14 protein-coding genes are annotated in these 20,686 nt (G+C 40.1%); 13 read left to right on the top strand and 1 reads right to left on the bottom strand.

What is annotated here, in order from left to right:
- Positions 1-15: 15 nt before the first annotated feature.
- From FGG15_RS07270 to FGG15_RS07240, 7 genes are all read left to right on the top strand, one after another.
- Positions 16-2,847, top strand: coding sequence for a glycoside hydrolase family 2 protein (locus tag FGG15_RS07270; RefSeq protein ID WP_138834719.1), 2,832 nt, complete (start codon positions 16-18; stop codon positions 2,845-2,847).
- Between the two features lie 5 nt (positions 2,848-2,852).
- Positions 2,853-4,148 carry a glycoside hydrolase family 117 protein gene (locus FGG15_RS07265; RefSeq protein ID WP_138834717.1) on the top strand — a complete coding sequence of 432 codons (1,296 nt, stop codon included), beginning with the start codon at positions 2,853-2,855 and terminating at the stop codon, positions 4,146-4,148.
- A 319-nt stretch (positions 4,149-4,467) separates the two neighbouring features.
- Positions 4,468-5,883, top strand: a complete 1,416-nt coding sequence (locus FGG15_RS07260) for a sulfatase (protein ID WP_138834715.1) — start codon at positions 4,468-4,470, stop codon at positions 5,881-5,883.
- 18 nt (positions 5,884-5,901) lie between these two features.
- The gene (locus tag FGG15_RS07255; protein ID WP_313790983.1) at positions 5,902-7,983 is read left to right on the top strand and encodes a glycoside hydrolase family 127 protein; all 2,082 of its coding nucleotides are present in this window, start codon (positions 5,902-5,904) and stop codon (positions 7,981-7,983) included.
- A gap of 51 nt (positions 7,984-8,034) precedes the next feature.
- On the top strand, positions 8,035-9,603 hold the full coding sequence (locus FGG15_RS07250; RefSeq protein ID WP_138834713.1) for an MFS transporter: 1,569 nt from the start codon (positions 8,035-8,037) through the stop codon (positions 9,601-9,603).
- A gap of 61 nt (positions 9,604-9,664) precedes the next feature.
- Positions 9,665-12,043: an alpha-amylase family protein gene (locus FGG15_RS07245; protein ID WP_138834711.1), complete on the top strand. Its 2,379-nt coding sequence runs from the start codon at positions 9,665-9,667 to the stop codon at positions 12,041-12,043.
- Between the two features lie 227 nt (positions 12,044-12,270).
- Positions 12,271-13,917, top strand: a complete 1,647-nt coding sequence (locus FGG15_RS07240; protein ID WP_138834709.1) for a sulfatase — start codon at positions 12,271-12,273, stop codon at positions 13,915-13,917.
- A gap of 98 nt (positions 13,918-14,015) precedes the next feature.
- Here FGG15_RS07240 and FGG15_RS07235 read toward each other — a convergent pair whose 3' ends face one another.
- On the bottom strand, positions 14,016-14,855 hold the full coding sequence (locus tag FGG15_RS07235) for an AraC family transcriptional regulator (RefSeq protein ID WP_138834706.1): 840 nt from the start codon (positions 14,853-14,855) through the stop codon (positions 14,016-14,018).
- Between the two features lie 145 nt (positions 14,856-15,000).
- Between FGG15_RS07235 and FGG15_RS07230 the strand changes: the two genes are divergently transcribed.
- The 6 genes from FGG15_RS07230 to FGG15_RS07205 all read left to right on the top strand — a co-directional run bounded on the left by FGG15_RS07230 (position 15,001) and on the right by FGG15_RS07205 (position 20,616).
- Positions 15,001-16,164, top strand: coding sequence for a cytochrome P450 (locus tag FGG15_RS07230; RefSeq protein WP_138834704.1), 1,164 nt, complete (start codon positions 15,001-15,003; stop codon positions 16,162-16,164).
- Between the two features lie 5 nt (positions 16,165-16,169).
- Complete coding sequence (locus FGG15_RS07225) at positions 16,170-16,478, top strand: 2Fe-2S iron-sulfur cluster-binding protein (protein WP_138834702.1); 309 nt, start codon at positions 16,170-16,172, stop codon at positions 16,476-16,478.
- 5 nt (positions 16,479-16,483) lie between these two features.
- Positions 16,484-17,740 (top strand): NAD(P)/FAD-dependent oxidoreductase, encoded by a 1,257-nt coding sequence (locus tag FGG15_RS07220; protein ID WP_138834700.1) that lies wholly within the window; start codon positions 16,484-16,486, stop codon positions 17,738-17,740.
- Positions 17,741-17,764: 24 nt separating this feature from the next.
- Positions 17,765-18,883: an alcohol dehydrogenase catalytic domain-containing protein gene (locus FGG15_RS07215; RefSeq protein WP_138834698.1), complete on the top strand. Its 1,119-nt coding sequence runs from the start codon at positions 17,765-17,767 to the stop codon at positions 18,881-18,883.
- A complete protein-coding gene (locus FGG15_RS07210; protein ID WP_138834696.1) occupies positions 18,883-19,686 on the top strand; it encodes an alpha/beta hydrolase in 804 nt (267 codons plus the stop codon). Before FGG15_RS07215 ends, FGG15_RS07210 begins: the two co-directional genes overlap by 1 nt.
- A gap of 234 nt (positions 19,687-19,920) precedes the next feature.
- Positions 19,921-20,616, top strand: coding sequence for an AraC family transcriptional regulator (locus FGG15_RS07205; protein WP_237561767.1), 696 nt, complete (start codon positions 19,921-19,923; stop codon positions 20,614-20,616).
- Positions 20,617-20,686: the final 70 nt, after the last annotated feature.

The following is a 20,686-nucleotide window of genomic DNA, read 5'->3' as shown; positions in this document are numbered from 1 at the left end:
TTTGAAAATACAATTATGGGCAATAAATCGATACTATTTCTGCTTTTCGTGATTTCGTCACTTTACGCCACCATTAATGCACAATCGGTAGAAACTCAAAGACAATACCTTTCCGGTACGGACAAGGATAATATGGTCGAATGGGATTTTTACATTTCAGGAGGAATGAAAAGTGAAAAATGGACTAAAATCGGGGTGCCTTCTTGTTGGGAGTTACAGGGCTTTGGGAATTACAATTATGGTCACGATAAACGTTTTGGAAAAGAGGTATATAGTGAATATGGTCTTTATAAACATCAATTTAGGGCTCCACTAGAATGGAAGAATAAAGAAATAAAACTTGTGTTTGAAGGCGTAATGACCGATGCAGAGGTTAAAATAAATGGTAAACTGGCCGGGGAAATTCACCAAGGCGCTTTTTACGAATTTAAATATGCTATCACCGATCTGCTCAACTATGGTGAGGAAAATTTATTGGAGGTAAAAGTAAACAAGGTTTCTGCCAATGAATCGATCAACCATGCAGAGCGCAATGCTGATTTTTGGATTTTCGGCGGAATATTTAGACCTGTTTACCTACAAGTTCTCCCAAAAGAACATATAGAACGAGTTGCCGTGGATGCGAAAGCGGACGGACAAATCAATGCTGAAATTTTTACAACATCAAAAAAAGCAACCTCGGTGAATCTTTTCCTATCCGATGTAAATGGTACTAAAATCCAAGATTTGAAAATTGATGTTATTTCAAAGGCTAAAGGGAAGTGGAGCGTTTCAACCACCGCGGACAATGTGAAAACTTGGAATCCCGAAAAGCCGAATCTATACACGTTAAGTTTTGAAATTCTTAATAAAAAGAATGAAGTTTTACATAGAACAAATGAAAAAATTGGCTTCAGAACTGTTGAGGTTTTAGAAGGAGATGGAATTTATGTGAATGGTAAGCGGATTAAGTTTAAAGGTGTAAATCGTCATTCATTTTATCCATCATCTGGGCGTACAACATCAAAATCATTGAGCATTGCACATATTAAAATGATGAAGGACATGAATATGAATGCGGTTCGTATGTCACACTACCCGCCGGATGTTCACTTTTTAAACGCCTGCGATTCTTTAGGTTTATTTGTTATAAATGAAGTCTGTACGTGGCATTCTCCACATTTGGAAACCGAAGTTGGTGAAAAAATTGTGAAAGAAACGGTAGTGCGTGATGTAAATCACCCTTCTATTTTACTTTGGGCAAATGGCAATGAAACCGGCTGGAACACCGAATTGGACGATGATTATGCCCTTTGGGATATTCAAAATAGAGAAGTAATCCATCCTTGGAACATATTCAATAAAACCAACACAATGCATTACCCCAGTTACCACATTTTTGCCTATGATACCTATGCAAGGGACAAAATATATTTTCCAACAGAATTCTTGCACGGTTTATATGATGGGGGTCATGGAGCGGGGTTGGATGACTATTGGAAGCAAATGTGGAATATGCCTTTATCAGCAGGGGGGTTCTTATGGGATTTTGCCGATGAGGCCGTCGTGCGCACAGATAAAAACGGAATTCTTGATACCGATGGGAATCACGCAGCAGATGGAATTGTAGGTCCCTATGGTGAAAAAGAAGCTAGTTATTTTACAATTAAGGAAGTTTGGTCTCCCATTTATATTGAAGATCGTGTTATTAAGCCAAGTTTTAATGGAGTTTTCAGAGTAGAAAACAGATATCACTATACCAATTTGAATGAATGCAAACTGACCGCTAAATGGGTTCAATTTGATGGCCCCAAAGGAACCAATGCTGTCAAAATACTTTCAGAACATATAGTTGAATTACCAGCTTTGGAACCAAGTGAAAAAGGCACGTTTAAAATTGATAAACCTTCAAATTGGCAGGCAGCGGATGCGCTATATTTAAATGCGAAAGACCTGGGAGGGAATGAAATATTTACATGGAGTTATCCTGTGAAAACTCCCAAACAGATAAATAGTAGGTCGTTTAGAGATGTAGGAAGCAAGCAGATCATCACCAAAACCAAAGACGGTCTTTTTTTGGTTGAAACAAATGACATGTTATATGCATTTTCTACAACGTCAGGCTTGTTAAAAAAGGTAGCGAAAAAAGGCAAAGAAATTCCATTAAGTAACGGGCCCATAATTTTTGACCACAAGGATAAAATTGAATCGATTGATATTAAAACTTTGGATAATAAGGTGGAGATCATCACTGTATTTGAAATGACAGATAAGTCACCAAATTGGGCATCGCACAAGGAATTTAGTTCGGATATGATAAAATGGACGGTTTACCCTAATGGTTTGCTCGATTTACATGTAGAAATAAAAGGCAAGAAAATAGTTAAAGGCTTTAAGGGAATTACTTTTTCGTTTCCTGAGGAAGAAGTTGAAGGGATGAAATGGTTGGGCGATGGCCCGTATCGCGTATGGAGGAACCGAATGAAAGGAACGCAATTTAAGGTCTGGGAAAATGATTTCAACAATACCGTTACTGGAGAATCGGGGTTTGTATACCCTGAATTCAAGGGCTTTTACTCTAGCTTGTATTGGGTAAAAGTAAAAGGGAAAAGCAACAATGGATTTACGTTGTATTGCAATTCGGGGAATACCTTTTTACGAATGCTCACACCTCAACAGCCTAAAGAAGACCCTAATCACAGAGTTTCGGTAGATTTTCCGGAAGGTGATATTTCATTTGTAAAAAATATACCTCCAATTGGCACTAAGTTTCAGTTAGGGGATAAAATGGGGCCGCAAGGTAATTCCGAAAACTATTTTGGAAATGATGATGATCCTATCACAATCAACTTAACCTTCGAATTCTAAATTTGATGAAACCAATTAAAAAAATAATAATACTTGGTCTTGCGATAACATCAACCTTTGGTTGCGAAACAAAAAAGACCCTTGAAACAACATCACAAGAAGACTTTCCATTCTTGGCACCACAAGAAAAACCAAACCGATCTTTAAGCGCGGCCGTAGAAAGAAATTACGACGCCTATATGTCACTTCGCCCAGAACAAAATGAGCTCTACACACAATTTAAATATACCGAGCTTAGAGGTTTTGAATATAACAACGGGGATGGCACCTTAACACGTCGCGATCCGTCAAAAGTGATTTTTGAAAATGGAAAGTACTACGTGTGGTACACCTACCGCAATACACCTGTGAAAGCTGTGGGAATGCATAGAGCAAAGGAAGCCAACGATACGATTCCATCAGCCGATTGGGATTTAGCTGAAATTTGGTATGCTACCTCTGAAGATGGTTTTACATGGAAGGAACAAGGTGTGGCCGTTCCACGTCCGCCAAAGCCAGAACCGGGTTGGCGTTCAGTGACCACTACCGACATCTTGAAATGGAAAGGCAAATATTACTTATACTATCAAGCTTTTATGGAAGCTAGCGGTTTAAGGGGTGATTTCTGTCCAGTGGCAGTTTCCTATGCCGATTCACCCGATGGTCCATGGACATCGGCCAACAAGGTGGTAATTCCAAACGGCCCTGAGGGTTCTTGGGACCAGTATTCCATTCACGACCCCTATCCTTTGGTTCATGAAGGTAAAATCTACTTGTATTACAAAAGTGATTTTGACGAACGTCCTGAACTGAAACCTTCGAAAATCCGGATGCAGGGTTTGGCCATTGCAGAAAATCCATTGGGCCCTTTTGAGAAACACCCGCTCAATCCGATAATTAATTCGGGGCACGAAACCACGCTTTTCCCATTTAAAGAAGGTGTGGCGGCAATTGTACAGCGTGACGGTCAGGAGCATAACACCATTCAATATGCCAAAGACTGGGTAAATTTTGAGATTGCGTCCATTACCGAATTACTGCCCGTTGCTGGTGGGCCATTCGTTCCTGATGCATTTACCGATACCAAAGATGGCAGGGGCATTACTTGGGGGATTTCCCACTTTACAAATGCCGCTAATGATTGGAATAGAAATCATTCAATATTGACCCGCTTTGATTGCGACTTGAGCTTGGATATACATGATGACAAAATGAAGGAACATGGTTATAAATATAGTCCTGAGTTTCATTATACACATGGTTTAACCAGTGAACAAAAAGAACGGATTCTCAAACAGAACAGGAAATGGGAACAAAACTAATGTTCAAAAGGAAAACCTTCAAAACCAGTTTTAAGGTCGGGAATGGTGACATTCTTTTACAACGCATACGGATATGTGAGAGAAACACAATGGGAGCTCCATCAAGAAGCGCTAATCTTAAAATTGGGAGGAATTGAACGTGTTAGCCAACGTCTTTAGAATTGTGTTGGACTTCAGGGAACCGTTGAACTAACAGTCATATTGCCGAAGAAATAAGATTTTACGTCTTATAGGGTTAAAATAAAGCTAGTATGCGATAAATCGCGCTAATTGCAGCAATCCTTATAAAAGTAATTTTGAAACAGTAAACACATTGAAAATGAAAAAACTTTTGGTCTTAGCATTTGCGATGTACATTCCAATCGGTTGTGTAGCGCAGCAAAAAAAAGTTACCTCAGGTACCAAACAACCTAATATTGTTCTATTGTTTGCCGATGATGCCGGTTACGCAGATTTTGGTTTTCAGGGCAGCAAGGAAATGATTACACCGAATTTAGACAAGTTGGCGGCCCAAGGCGTGCGCTTTACCCAAGCCTATGTGACCCATCCTACGTGTGGCCCTTCCAGGGCAGGACTAATTACCGGTAAATCACAATACCGATTTGGTTATGAGGAGAATAATGTACCCACCTTTATGAGCGCCGTATCTGCCGCCGATGGTGACGAAATGGGGCTTCCGGTTGAAGAAATCACGATGGCTGATTATCTAAAACAACAAGGATATTCCACGGCCATTTTTGGGAAATGGCATTTAGGTGGAGCGGATCGTTTTCACCCAACTAAAAGAGGGTTTGATGAGTTCTATGGATTCCGTGGCGGTGCCCGTAGTTATTTTGAATATACCGAAGAACCTAAAGAACCACAGAATAAGTTGGAGCGTGGTTTTGGTAAATTTAAAGAGCATGATGGCTATTTAACTGATGTCTTGGCAGATGAGGCCATACTATTTATAGAGAAAAATGTAAAAGCTGACAAGCCCTTCTTTGCCTTTATTTCATTCAATGCCGTCCACACACCCATGGACGCTAAACCGGAAGATTTGGCACAGTTCCCCAACCTCACCGGTAACAGAAAAATTGTTGCCGCTATGGGCCTAGCATTGGATAGGGCCGTTGGCAACATTATGGATAAGCTAAAGGAACTTGATGTTGACGACAACACAATAGTTGTTTTTACGAATGATAATGGTGGACCGTCTGATAAGAACGGTTCGAGCAACTACCCGTTGAGCGGTATCAAATCGAACCATTTGGAAGGTGGCATTCGTGTCCCTTTCCTAATGAAGTATCCCGGCAAATTAAAATCTGGGATTATATATGACAAGCCCATAAGCACTTTTGATTTGCTGCCAACCTTTTATAAAGCTGCAGGCGGAAATCTTGAAGACTTGAAGGACATCGATGGTGTTGATTTACTGCCTTACATTAATGGAACCAACAATGAACGCCCTCATGAAACCCTCTTCTGGAAACGCGACGCAAGAGCGGCCATACGAAAGGGCGATTGGAAACTCATACGTTTTCCGGATAGGCCGACGCAGCTCTTTTACCTTCCGAATGACGAAAAGGAGATGAAAAATTTATCAGCAGTTGAACCTGAACGATTTCGAAATATGTACAAAGAACTTTTCGCTTGGGAAACCACCATTGAACGTCCTCGATGGTTGTTAAAAAAGCAATACGAAAAACAGGATATCGAACGTATGGATGCTCATTGGGACAAAAAAGAATTCTAATATGTATTAGTGAGAGCTATGAAAAAAATAGTTGCACTTATTTGTGGCCTGTCCATCATCGTGGCCTGCAACAAAAATGGGGACAAGTCCCAAGAAAAAAAATCAAAACTATCAGGCATGAAAATAGCTATGGTCAAGGAGAACGCACGCGGAATAATCAATAATACCAAAAGTCCACACGTAAAATTGAAAAGTATAGACATTGGCGATTGTCAATGGACAGAGGGCTTTTGGGCCGATAAATGGAAACGAGCCGAAGAGACAATGATTCCGTACATGGGCACTTTATTAAAAGGTGATATTGGCCATGGGTTGAACAATTTCAAAATTGCCGCAGGACTGAAAGAGGGTGAGCATCAAGGTTGGTGGTGGCATGATGGCGACTTCTATAAATGGATGGAAGCCAGCATATATATCTATGCCGTGAACAAAGACGAGAAAATTGTTCAGGAAATGGACGAAATTATCAACATAATTGGCAAGGCCCAACAAGAAAATGGCTATCTCTCAACACCCATTATTATTCGTGAAGACCTGGAACCTTTTTCCAACCGAAAGTATCATGAACTCTATAACAGTGGACATTTGTTAACAAGCGCCTGTATTCATCATCGTGTTACCGGCCGGACCAATTTCTTGGATATCGCCATTAAGCATGCCGACTATCTCTATGATCTTTTTGTACCCATTAAACCTGAATTGGAGCGTTTTGGTTTCAATCAAACCCAGATTATGGGTTTGGTAGAATTGTACCGCACAGTAAATGATGAACGTTATTTGGAATTGGCAGAGCAGTTCATCAATCTTCGCGGCACTTATGATATTAAAGATACCACTGCAACTGTGGGATATCCCATAGGCGATATGGTACAAGAACGGGTTCCGTTGCGAGATGAGACTGAGGCTGTCGGCCATGCGGTTTTGGCTTTATATTATTATGCCGGCGCCGCCGATGTCTATGCAGAAACAGGTGAGAAAGCATTAATTGATGCCCTGAATCGATTGTGGGACAATGTCACCAATAAAAAAATGTATGTTACCGGGGCGATAGGGCAGACCCACTATGGAAGGTCTTCTCGTTTAGATAAAATCGAGGAAGGATTTATCGATGAGTATATGATGCCCAATATGACAGCCTATAATGAAACCTGCGCAAACATTTGCAATTCGATGTTCAACTACCGCATGTTGACGCTGACAGGTGATTCAAAACATGGCGATATTATGGAATTGGTACTTCACAACAGCGCTCTTTCAGGTATCGGTATTGGAGGGAAAGATTATTACTATTCCAACCCTTTACGCAAAATTGAAGGCGCTTTGGATTACGATAAAATGAATGTAGAATTCCCAGAACGACAACCATATTTAGAGTGTTTCTGTTGTCCGCCCAACCTGGTGCGCACCATTGCAAAATCGCCGGCATGGGCATATAGTAAAACAGAAAACGGGATTGCCGTAAATCTTTATGGAGGGAATAGGTTAAAAACTACGCTAATGGACGGTTCCACGATAGCGCTTTCCCAGAAAAGTAATTATCCTTGGGATGGTGTCGTGGAAATTCATATTGAAGAAAGCAAATCAGAGCCTTTCGAAATATTGTTACGAATTCCTGCTTGGGCAGAAGGAAGCAAGGCCAAGGTAAATGATGAAATATTTGAAAATATAGCGGCGGGTAACTTCTTCAGATATGAACGCAGTTGGAAAACTGGGGATATCATTTATTTAAATATGCCGCTAGAGGCTAAACTTATTGAGGGTCATCCAAGAATTGAGGAAGTTCGTAACCAAGTAGCCGTTAAAAGAGGTCCGGTGGTGTATGCTTTGGAATCGCCCGACCTTCCCGAGGGAACCGATATTACCAGCGTTTATATCTCTAATAGCGAAAAGTTGAAACCGGTTCATAAACCAGATGTCTTGGGCGGTGTAACTACCCTGGAAACCGACTTGCTCATTAGAAAAGATCATCTTACAAACATGTATAACGAAGTGAATCGACCAAAACTGGAGACCTATTCAACACAACTCATTCCTTACTATACCTGGAGTAACAGAGGGCAAGGCGAAATGACTGTTTTCATGCCCATTATTTGGGATTAACTCTAAGGGCCAACAACCAAACAAGTATCAAATCAAACCAATAACATCACTATGAGTTCATTCAAAAAAAATGCATATACCTACGCCACAATCGTTGCCATGGGTGGTTTTGTTTTTGGTTTGGATGCTGCCTTGATTTCAGGCACAACCAATTACCTTACAGATGAATTCTCCTTAAATAAGCTAGAATTGGGTATAGCGGTGGGAGCACCTGCCTGGGGCGTTTTACTGGCTTTGATATTTGTGGGTTATGCGGTTGACAAAATTGGTCGAAAACGGGCACTGCAAATTTCCGCCTTGATTTATTTGATTTCTGCTTTTGGTTCTGCTTTAGCGCCAAATTATTGGGTTTTTTTCTGGGCAAGATTTTTAGGCGGTCTTGCTTTCAGTTCCATTTCAATGGCGTCAATGTATATAGGCGAAATTGCGCCACCTAAACTGCGTGGAAAATTGGTTACCATGATTCAGGTTAATATTGTTGTCGGATTGTCAGCTGCTTACTTCATGAATTATTTTATACAAAATTTAGCCAGTTCTGGTGCGGACTGGGTAAGCTCCCTGGGAATTGATACCAACACTTGGAGGTGGATGCTGGGTTCTGAAATATTGTTTGCCCTACTCTGGTTTACACTCCTGAGCTTTATTCCCAGAAGCCCCGCTTGGCTAATGCTAAAAGGACGGATTGAAGATGCAAAAAAAACCTTGCGGAAAGTGATTCCTGAAAACAGGATAACGACTCAGGTCTCCGAAATGGAGGAAAACATGAACGCTGGAGGAAGCGATCATTCTATCTGGACGCAATTAAAAGAGATTTTTAGTCCTCCCATGCGCATCACATTTATCATTGCCATGACCCTGGCAATTGTGCAGCAGTCAACGGGAATCAACGCCATACTATTTTACGCACCAACCGTATTCGAACAATTGGGTATGGGTACCAATGCCGCATTCGCTCAGGCCATCTGGATTGGATTGATCAGTGTGGTTTTTACATTTTTAGGCTTAATGGCGGTTGACAAAATAGGGCGTCGCCCCATGATTATTGGTGGTATGTTATGGATTGTCATCAGCTTGGGCATTTGTTTTTATGGGTTCAAAACAGCCAGTTATTCTTTAAAACAAGAACATATAACTGAACTTACAGAATTATCCGATTCCAATAGATTAAGTAAATTGGTTGGAATAGCTTTTGACAGTGATATCGAATTCAAAAAAGCAATCACTGAATCATTGGGCGAAGAAGATTCAAAAGCGTTTGCAGACTCCTTATTGAAACAAGCCGTAAGTATAAACGGACTCTTAGTTCTTATTGGAATTTTGAGTTTTGTGGCGGCCTTTCAATCCACTTTAGGTCCTGTAATGTGGGTACTTTTTTCTGAGATTTTTCCAATATCAAATAGAGGTATAGCCATACCCTTTTTTACGCTAGTGACCAGCTTAACCAGTTCATTGGTTCAAACTTTTTTCCCCTGGCAATTGGAAAATTTAGGTATAAGCTCAACCCTACTTTTTTATGCCAGTACCGTAGCTATTGGACTTGTCATTCTCTTTAAATATTTAAAGGAAACCAAGAATATGACCATTGAAGAAGTGCAATTGGCTTTGGCAGCAAGAAAGTAATAAACCTTTGGTAGAGAAATAAATTGGCTCTTTTGAATATTAACTACAAACTAGAATTAATATGAATTTTTCCTGTTCAAAATATGTAATTCCACTACTTCTGGTTTTGTTTATAGGTTCCTGTGAAAATGAGCATAAATCTGAACAGGAGCAAGAAGCATTGGAAAAAATAGCGGTGCTCGAAGAACTAATGGTTACCGCTCAATCAAAATCTCTTGATGTTACTAGAGAGGAAACCTTATTATGGTTTTCTAAAGAGTTCATAAAATTTGCCAATTGGGATGAAGCTAATAAAGAGGTGGTCGAGAAACTTTTTGGTTATGACAATCATTTCGCAAAGGATAAAGTCAGGTTAGCTAAAGAACTACCTGATTTGGAAAGAAGAAAGGTCTCGGAAATGCTTGACAAGGGAATCGATAACTTGAAAAAGGTAATTGCCGGCACCATTAAAAGACGGCCCGTGAACAAAATAGAATGGGGTAATATTGAAGTGGCAGATGGTGAGTTGAGAAGTAATGGGAAACCAGTTTTTCTATTTGATTATTTCTCTAAAACAGTCGGAGCAAAATTAACCGATGCTCGCGTCTATAATGATCATTTGGGCGCTATTTTTCATGGAGGTCAAAGACTTTATGAAGTCAACATGGACAGAGCTGTAAACCCCTTTATACTTAATGAAGACAGAACCTTTAACGAAAAGATTGAACTAATTACTGAAATTCCGGATACCAATGTTGGATTTCTTATTCTTTGGAATATGGGAATGCCACAATGGATTCATGACAAAGAACCCGAAGTTGCCAAGGGACGTTCGTTGTTTACTGGTTTTGACATTGACAACCCTTTAATGCGGGATGTTTGGAGCGATGTTATGAAAAAAACCGGTGAGTTAACTAGAGGTAAAAAGGTGACCCAATTAGGTTATATTCTATCTAATGAACCACATTGGTTTTCTGAAAAAGATCATTGGACTCAAGATTTCAAGGAAATGAATTCCATTTCATCATATACCCTACAGAAATTTAGAAACTGGTTATCAAATAAGTATAATAGCAAAATAGGGGAGTTAAATGAAAACTGGCATAGCTCTTATACCAATTTTGATTCAGTTGAGATTGAAATCCCGATGGACAAATCTTTAAGGGGGCAACCTATTTGGTATGACTGGTGCCGGTACAATATGGACAGAAGTATAGAATGGTTTACCTACTTGCAGGCCCAATTGCATGCGACTAATCCGGAGGCTGATACCCATATCAAGATTATGCCAAAAATGTTTAGGGATGATTATCGTTCGCACGGAATAGATTTGGAAGCCTTAACTGATGTCACCTCCATGATAGGGAACGATTCCAAAACTATGGGAGGAAGGAATTTGAGGGCTAAAGAGCCTGAAAAATGGGAAGAAAGATATGCCTACTGGTGGGATGAACTAAGTCTGCCCTATGACTTCTTGGAATCTGTTGCACCGGATAAAATCAATATTAATTCAGAAACGCATTTTTTGTCAGCTTCTGCTTGGAAAGATTTAAATACTTCACCTGACTACGTACGAAATGTGTTTTGGTTGGCCACACTTCAAGGTATGGATGCTGGAATTTCTTGGTTCTGGGCTCGAGACCCTGATGGCTCTCCAGAAGATAGATTGGAAGGCGATCTAAATTTCTTCGATCCGGCCTTGGCAGGTTCTTATGCAGGGTCGGCGAACATGCAACCACAAATGGTGAATGAAGTGGCACAGGTTTATATGGACATGAATAGCTTTTCGGAAGAAATTATGGCTTTACGCAAGCAAAAAAGACCTCTTAGGATATTTCATTCTGAAACTTCTGCAATAAATAAAAAACACTACATGACGGAGCAGTTCGAGCTATATGAATCTTTGTTTTTTGAAGGGTTTCCAATAGGATATGCCACTGAGAAAATCATTAAAAAACAGGAACATAGCAATTGGGATGTCGTTGTTGTCTATAAAACAGATCATGTCACGGATTCCGAGTTTGAAACCTTACAAGCGTATCTCGACAAGGGCGGAACCATTATCCTTGACAGCAATAGCAGTTTGACTAAAAATGAATATGGCGCGCTGCGAAACAAAACCTTAACCAAAGGAAAAGGAGGTCTAATTGTGATGGACAATGACAATTTGGAGGCATTAAAAGCTAAAGCTATGGATTTGGTTTACGATAATTTACATGAAGTTGTCCTAACTGAGAATAATGGCACAGAGCACAAAGGTTGCACATGGAGAGTAGTTGAAAACGAAGACGGTAACCATATTGTTAACATTCTGAATATTGGAAAAAATTTGGCAAAGCTTAAAGTCTCTTTTAAAGATGGGAAAAAAGCAAGTTGCACGGATATGTTGACTGGTAGAGATATAGGGGACGAATTCAATTTAAAATCCAATGGCGTGCTTTTACTTGAAGTAAAAAAATAGCCCCTAGTGAAAAACAGCATTAGTTTTTTGTTGTTTGCCCGTTAATTTGGGAGATTTTTCCAAGCATTGAAAACAACAATTCGAATAGTAACTTTAATGTAACCGGTAATAGTTCGCTCTAAATAACTGGGTAAAGTATGACTGGTTTTGGATAATATCTGAAAAAACTTCAGATCAATATTTATTTCTTTGTTTAAGACCTGTCGACAAACCTTAATATATCCAAAATGAAATACACTTGTTTATATCTGATAGCGTTTTTGATATTCGGTTGTTCCAACAAAGAAAAGCAAGGAAGAACCCAGGAAAAACCAAATATCCTTTTTATTGCCGTTGACGACCTTCGCCCAGAACTCGGTGCTTACGGTTCTGAAATCGCAATTACCCCTAATATGGATGCATTGGCAAGTGAAGGACTGCTGTTTGAAAATGCCTATTGCCAGCAGGCCATTTGTAGCCCGTCAAGAGCAAGTTTAATGACTGGTGCAAGGCCTGAAACAATTGGAGTCTTTGAAAATTACACTTATTTCCGTGATGAAAACCCTGATATTATCACTTTGCCCCAGCATTTCAAAAACAATGGGTATGAAACAGTATATACCGGAAAAATCTATCACGGTAAATTCACAGATTCCGCGCTATCTTGGAGTCGCCAACCAGCCTTTGACAAGGTCAAATTTGATAGGCCCAAACTTGAAGGAGGATATGCGCTTAAAAAAAACCAAGAAATTTATAAAAAAAATCAAGCCGAGGTTCGAGCTAAATATACTGGCAACAGCCATTATGCTCTGGGCAGGGGACCTGCCTATGAAAGTGCTGATGTTCCCGATCATGCATATACGGATGGATACCATACGGAATTGGCCATTGCTACGCTAAAAGATATGGTTTCTGAAAACGATAAGCCCTTCTTCTTGGGCTTAGGTTTTCGTCTTCCGCATTTGGATTGGCTTGCACCAAAGAAGTATTGGGATATGTACGACCGAGAGAAAATTCCCATGGCCGAACACATAAAAGCACCAGAAGACGGCGCAGCGATGGGGTTACATGCCTCATTTGAATTGAGGGTTCGACACGGAATTCCAAAAAGCGGACCCATTGAGGGAGAGCTTGCAAGAACATTAAAGCATGCCTATTTAGCTTCAGTAAGTTATGTGGATGCCCAAATTGGGAAAATGATTTCGGCTTTGGAAGAAACAGGCGTACGCGACAATACCATAATTATATTATGGAGTGACCACGGATGGCATTTAGGTGATATGGGCGTGTGGGGAAAAGCCACAAACTACGAAATTGCAACCCGCGTGCCCATGATGATTTGGACACCAGATATGCCGAAAAGTAGTCGTGGTATAAAAACGAATGCTCTGGTAGAACTTATCGATATGTATCCTACGCTCACCGAATTAGCGGGACTTGAACTTCCCAATCATTTGGAAGGCCAAAGTTTTGTGCCCTTACTAAGCAACCCTCAACAAGAATGGAAAAAAGCGGCTTTTAGCCAATATCCCAATCCTGCTTTGAGGGAATGGGCCGCAAATCCGCTAACTGCGGAAATGAGGGAGACTTATTTCGGACCATTGATAGAAGAGGTTGAAAGTCGTATTAAAAAACAGCAAGGGGACAAATGGAATCGTGACCTTTTCGAAAATAAGGTAATGGGCTATTCCATGCGAACTGATAGTTATCGATTGGTGGCCTGGAAAGATAGGACCAATCCAAGCACAAAACCGCTGTTCGTTGAATTGTTCGACCATATGGAAGATTCTGCAGAGACTGAAAATATTGCAAAGAAAAACCCTGAATTGGTAGATAAACTGATGGCACAACTTAACGAGGGCTGGCAAGGAAGTTTGGCAAAAGTCCAAAAGTAATTTACCTAACCAACGAAGAGTGGGAATTTTTAAGAAAGATTCTCAAGGAGCTATGGAGATAGGCGCGGTTACTCTTTTAGGCAATTCAAATAAGAAAACTAACTCTTCCTGAATCTTTTTTGATATACCAATGGCGAGCATCCATTAAATCTATTGAATTGTTTGTAAAAAAAAGGTAACGATTCATAACCACAGGCATACCCAATTTGTGAAACGGATTTATCGGTATCGAGCAACATACGAACGGCAATATTTATTCGGTATTCATTCAAAAAAACAAAAAATGAACGCCCCATAATCTTTGAAAAGAAACGAGAAAAAGATTGCTCAGACATGTGGACTAAATCTGCAATTTCTCTTAGATAGATTCTTCGGTTGAAATTTTTGGAAACAAAATCATGAACCGTTGACATACGGCTGCCATACTCAGTTGACAAATCTTCTACGAAATCAGCCTCAGAAAGCGTTTCATAGGAACAAATGGAAAGTTTGGTAAGCAGGTGTAATAATTGAACATATAGCTCATAATCTTGAAGATTGGGTAAATTTCGAATTTGCGGTAACAGTTCTGCCGATTGCTCCTTGTTAAAGAGAACACCTTTACTGGCTACCCTTAATAAATCAAAAACGACATTCAATTCTGGAACTTTGGGAAAAATATCTTTGTTCCACTGGATTACTATGGACTTTGATAAAACATTTTCTTGCCTAACATTTTTCCAACAGTGAGGGAGATTGGAACAAAGCAAAACCAATTCGCCGGGTTCATAGGGCCCCACAAAATCCCCAACTAATTTTGTGCCAACACTTTCTTCAATATAGGTGAGTTCATGTTGCGGATGAAAATGCCATGGCGTTTGGAAATCTATTGCCTCGTAACGAAATCCATGTATCGTTTTTTTTTGTCCCAAAGGGATTGGCTCCAAAACAGCTTTCATATACTATTCTATCGTTTACTGTTAAAAATAAACATAAATAGTACAGAATAGTTTATTTATTGGACAAAATCCACTACTTCTTATGGCTTTATTTTTCTAATTTTTGTATTGAAAGAAAAAGTATTCCTAAATAGATACAGGTATTATGCAAAAAAGTGAACTACCAGATCCTTTCGAAGAAATCCGATTAAAATCGGGAGTAGGCGAAATGAATGACCAAGATGATCCGGTAAAAATGGTGTTAAGGCATAAAGATGTTCGCAAAACCGCGCACAATTATAAAACCTTTACATCGGCCGCGGTACCAGGTAGGATTGTAGTGCCATCGGAGGTCAACATCCGCAAAACGCGCCAAATTCCCTTTGAGCTCGATCCACCGATACACGGTGTTTATCGCGCCATTGTTGAACCCTGGTTCAAACGGCCGCTGCAAGCTGATTATGCCGAAAAGTTAACCGCCCAAATCAATGCACTGGTAGAAGAAACACTTGAAAAAGATAAAGTTGAGGTAATAGAAGAGTTTGCACTAATACTGCAATCCCGGGCTCTGACTTTGTTGTTGAATATCCCCTATGAAGAAGCAAGTACTTGGATTTCTTGGGGCACGCATGTCTTCCGAAGTGAAGACACTGCTTTGGATGGCGATAAGGCAAATATTCTCTATGACTATATCGATAAACAAATCGAAAAGGCCATAAAGAATCCAGGGGAAGATTTGTATTCGATGCTTTTGGCATCAGAATTCGATGGAAAAAAATTAACTGGAGAAGAAGTAAAAGGTGTTATGGTACTAACCTTTGCCGGAGGTCGTGATACCATAATCAATGTGGTAACAAATGCTATAACCTATTTATCCGAGCATCAAGAATCGTTGGAACGTTTTCGAAAAGAACCGGAAATCATTGGAAAAGCAGTAGAAGAAATGATCCGCTATTTTTCTCCATTGACTCAAATGGGTCGTGTTGTGACCGAGGACACATTTGTATGTGAACATGCGGTAAAAGCAGACACGCGAGTTTCGCTTTGTTGGGCTTCCGCAAATCGGGATGCCGCAGTGTTCGAGAATCCCAATGAAATTGTAATTGACCGTAAGATCAATCCTCATGTCGGATTTGGTTTCAGTCATCACAATTGCTTGGGAGCTTCGCATGCACGACAAATCATGAAGGTATTATTGAGTGCCCTTGCCGAAAACGTAGCAAGTATCGAAGTGTTCGATTTTAAAGAAAATATCGAAGACCTTGGTGAGTTCAAACGCAAGGTCGGCTATGATTATATCAATGCAAAATTTAACCGATTAACAAAATAAGCAACATGGCAAAAATCACATTTATTACCAAAGAGGGGGAAACAATTGAATTGGAAGGTACCTCTGGTTCCGTTATGGAACTAGCTGTAGAGCATAACGTAAAAGGAATTGATGGCGATTGCGGTGGTGTATGTTCCTGTGCTACCTGTCATGTACATGTGAGATCGGAAGACGTCTCTAAAACCGGATCTGCGAGTGAGATCGAGACCGATATGTTGGAATTGGATGATTTCGCAAATGAATACAGCAGGTTGAGTTGTCAGCTTCAAATCAGTGATGCCCTTGACGGGGTAGTATTGACGATCGCCAATTAGGTTCCATGTCTGACAAAACGCTAAAAAAGCTCAGATGTTTGATTATTGGCGCAAGTCATGCAGGGGTAAATTTCGCCTTTGCTTTACGGCGAGAAGGTTGGGAAGGTCAAATCATACTTTATGATGCCGATCCGGAACTACCTTATCATAGACCTCCTTTATCGAAAACCTACTTGACCAATGAAGCAGGTATGTCAGTTACACCTTTAAAGTCCGCAGAAAGTTATGAACGAGGTGATATTCAATTGAATTTGGGTGTCAAAGTAGCTTCGATTGACTCCAAAACCAAAAAGATCTTATTGGAGGATGGTTCCTTTCAATCCTATGACAAATTAATACTTGCAACCGGTGCGCGACCCATTGTTCCTTCCATTCCCGGTTTAGATACCGCAAAAAAAGTTTTTCCAATTAGAACCGTTGCAGATGTAGAGGGAATTCGATATGCGTTGGAAGATAATCCAAAGAAAAAAATAGTGGTCATTGGGGGAGGATATATTGGATTGGAAATAGCAGCTTCCTTAAAAAAATTGGGTGTCCATGTTACCGTATTGGAACGTGAAGAACGCATTTTGGCCCGGGTTGCCTCCTCAGAAATGTCTGATTTCTTTTATAAACTGCATACTCAAAATGGGGTAGAGCTTTTAGCTGGCAAAAATGTAATTTCCATAGAGGGAGATAAAGAAAACAATGTAGTGGTTTGTTCGGACGGCACTAAATATCCAGCAGATATCATTATTCTAGGAGCCGGCATTCACGTTAACACAGAACTTGCAGAACATGCTGGACTGACCATCAAAAATGGAATCAAAGTGGACCAAACGTCCAAAACGAGCGATGAAGATATATATGCAATCGGAGATTGTACGCTTCATTATAATCCACATTATAAACGTTATGTACGGTTAGAGTCTGTTCAGAATGCAGTGGATCAGGCCAAGATTGCTGCCACCACAATTTGCGGAAAAGAGGCGGTCTACGATGCAATACCCTGGTTTTGGTCCGATCAATACGACATAAAATTACAGATTGTTGGACTTTTCGATGGGTACGATAATATGGTCATCAGAAAAGAAGAAAAGGACAAACCTTGTTTTTCTATTTGGTATTTTAGGGAAGATGAGCTATTGTCCGTTTATGCAATTAATAATGCTAAAGCATATGTTTTGGGCACAAAGTTCCTAAAGACGAACCAATTATTGCATAAAAGAAATCTGTCGGATGCGACTATAGAATTAAAGTCCGCAAGCCTAATGAGTACTTGATTATATAACTTTTAAACCTATTCGATGAGTTTACTTTCAGAAAGTGCAATTGCCAAAGGGGACGGAACTTTTGTTATCGATTATGTAACTGTCGCCGAACCTGAAGCCGATGAGGTTTTGGTCAAAATAAAAGCTGCAGGTCTTTGTCATACCGACCACGATTCGCTTAATTGGGGTAAACCTATTGTCATGGGTCATGAGGGTTCGGGGATTGTCGAGGCGGTAGGTTCCGATGTCAAAAATGTGGTTGTCGGGGATGCTGTAATCTTGAATTGGGCAACGCCCTGTAGAAAATGCTTTCAATGTGTGCGGGGCAACGAACATATCTGTGAAAACAACTCTCCGGTTGTGGCCGGCGCTAACGGCTATACCGAGGGTCATGCCCATTTAAAAGGTACAATCTACCAAGGAAAACCCATAGAACGTTCGTTTAATATCGGAACTTTATCGGAATATACGTTGGTCAAAGCCTCTGCAGTAGTCAAAAATACCTTAGCCGATATGTCTTTTGGGGCAGCGAGTATTATCAGTTGTGGAGTGATGACGGGGTACGGCTCAGTTGTGAATTCTGCAAAAGTGACCGAAGGAAGCTCTGTTGTGGTTTTGGGTACAGGAGGTGTGGGACTAAGTGTGATTCAAGGTGCAAAAGTGAGTAAAGCAGATAAAATAATTGCCATTGATATTAACGAAGATCGTTTGGAAATGGCAAAAACTTTCGGTGCTACCCATACCATTTTGGCCAATAAAAATGATAAAGGTTTACTTAAAGCGGCCCAAGAGGTAAAAAAACTAACCAACAACCGCGGGGCAGATTATGCTTTTGAATGCACAGCAGTACCCGAACTTGGTGCAGCTCCGTTGGCAATGGTTCGAAATGCAGGAACAGCAGTTCAAGTAAGCGGTATCGAACAAGAAATAGTTGTAGATATGAATTTGTTTGAATGGGATAAAGTGTACATTAACCCTCTTTACGGTGGATGCAATCCTGAAAAGGATTTCCCAAAAATTATTGAACATTATAAATCGGGAGCGTTAAAATTGGAAGAAATGATTACCCGAACATATCCCTTGGCTCAATTGGACCAAGCTTTTGAAGATATGCTTGCAGGAAAAAATGCAAAAGGCGTGATCGTATTCGACTGATGGAAGAAATGTTTAGAACCACGGAAATATCAGACCCTCAATTTGAAAGCGACAACTTGCGGTTTATCACTGTAAAAACAAATAACCTAAAAGGACGAGGAGATATATGTGTTTTCGTTCCACCCGTTGAAAATGTCGAAAATATTCCATTGGTTATCTTGCTTCATGGCGTGTACGGAAGTTCATGGGTTTGGGCACAAAAAGGTGGTGTACACAGAACTGCCTTGGAAATGATGCGAAAAGAAATCATAAAGCCTATGGTCATCGCCATGCCCTCAGATGGACTTTGGGGCGATGGGTCCGGTTATCTTCCACATAACAATAAAGACTATGAAAAATGGATCGTTGAAGATGTACCTTCGGCGGTTCATCAGAACATTGGCCAAGTAACCAATGAATCAGATTTGTTTATTTCTGGTTTATCAATGGGAGGTTTTGGGGCACTTCGTTTGGGTATAAAATATGCTAAGAAGTTTAAGGCTATTTCCGCTCATTCTGCAATCACCGATATTGCTCAAATGCCATTCTTCGGTGAAGAATCCCTCCAAAGTTATAAGCAAGAGGATAGTCGGGAAAATTCTGTCCAAGGTGTCCTTGAAAAGTATGGGGACACCATTCCAAGTCTTCGTTTTGATTGTGGACTGGAAGACGAGTTAATCGAATACAACCGAGAACTTCATTCAGCTATGAATGCTTCTGGCATTGAACATATTTATGAGGAATTTTCCGGTGCGCATGAATGGTCGTATTGGCAAAATCATGTTAAGGATACATTGCTTTTCTTTGATTCACATTATAGATGACCAATTTGGCGAAGTTTTAATTTTTTACTAGCTTCAAGCATCATGAAGTTGCAGTTCAAATCTTCTGAGCAAGGTTCATTAGGTTCCATATGTGCCAAAAGGATTTATCGCCCCCATGTAGGAGGTGATTGGCATTTTCATAAGGAATTTGAGATAATTTATTTTTTGAAGGGACATGGAATGCGGATTGTCGGAGACCATATATCCAATTTTCAAAAGGGTGAATTGGTACTTGTGGGTGAATGGCTTCCGCATCTGTGGCGCAACGATGAAGGCGGTCTTGAAGCTGTGGCTACCGATTTTATAGTAATAAAATTTACCAGAATGTTCGGTGGAGTCGATTTATTTTCCATACCAGAACTACTGCACATCAAAGCATTGCTAAAAGAAGCAGATCAAGGGTTGTTATTTTCTAAAAAAACCCGCAAATCAGTTCATGAAGACTTATTAAAACTGGCTGAAGCGGAATCCTCCGAAAAATTGATTCTTTTATTAAGTGTACTTCAGAAATTGGTGGTAAGTAAAGAATATCAGACCCTTTCGGGGCCCAACTTTAGCCTCCCAAAAGAAGTGGCAGGTGAAAATCGATTGCATAAGGTCATCAATCATATCTCAGCAAATTTCGCCCGGGATATTAAGTTGAATGATATTGCCGAGATTGCGGCAATGACACCTCCTGCTTTTTGCAGATTTTTCAAAACACGCACAAATAAGACCTTCTCTTTGTTTTTAAATGAGGTGCGAATTAGTAAAGCCTGTCAATTATTGATAAATGGGGAGGCTGCTATCAATCAAATTTGTTATGATGTAGGCTTCTCTTCCTTAACAAATTTCAACCGAACATTTAAAAGCTTTAAGGGGATTTCTCCCAGCAGTTACCGTGACAGCTATAGCAATTTTAGACAACACAATTTTAAAGAGGTTTCTTGAAAGTCTATTATTTCCATACTTTTTCACAAAACACTTGACTTTGATATGGATGAAAAGCTAAAGTTAAAAT

The organism is Flagellimonas algicola, from assembly GCF_005937185.1.
Taxonomy (GTDB): domain Bacteria; phylum Bacteroidota; class Bacteroidia; order Flavobacteriales; family Flavobacteriaceae; genus Flagellimonas; species Flagellimonas algicola.
This window is presented reverse-complemented; position numbering and strand designations above follow the sequence as displayed.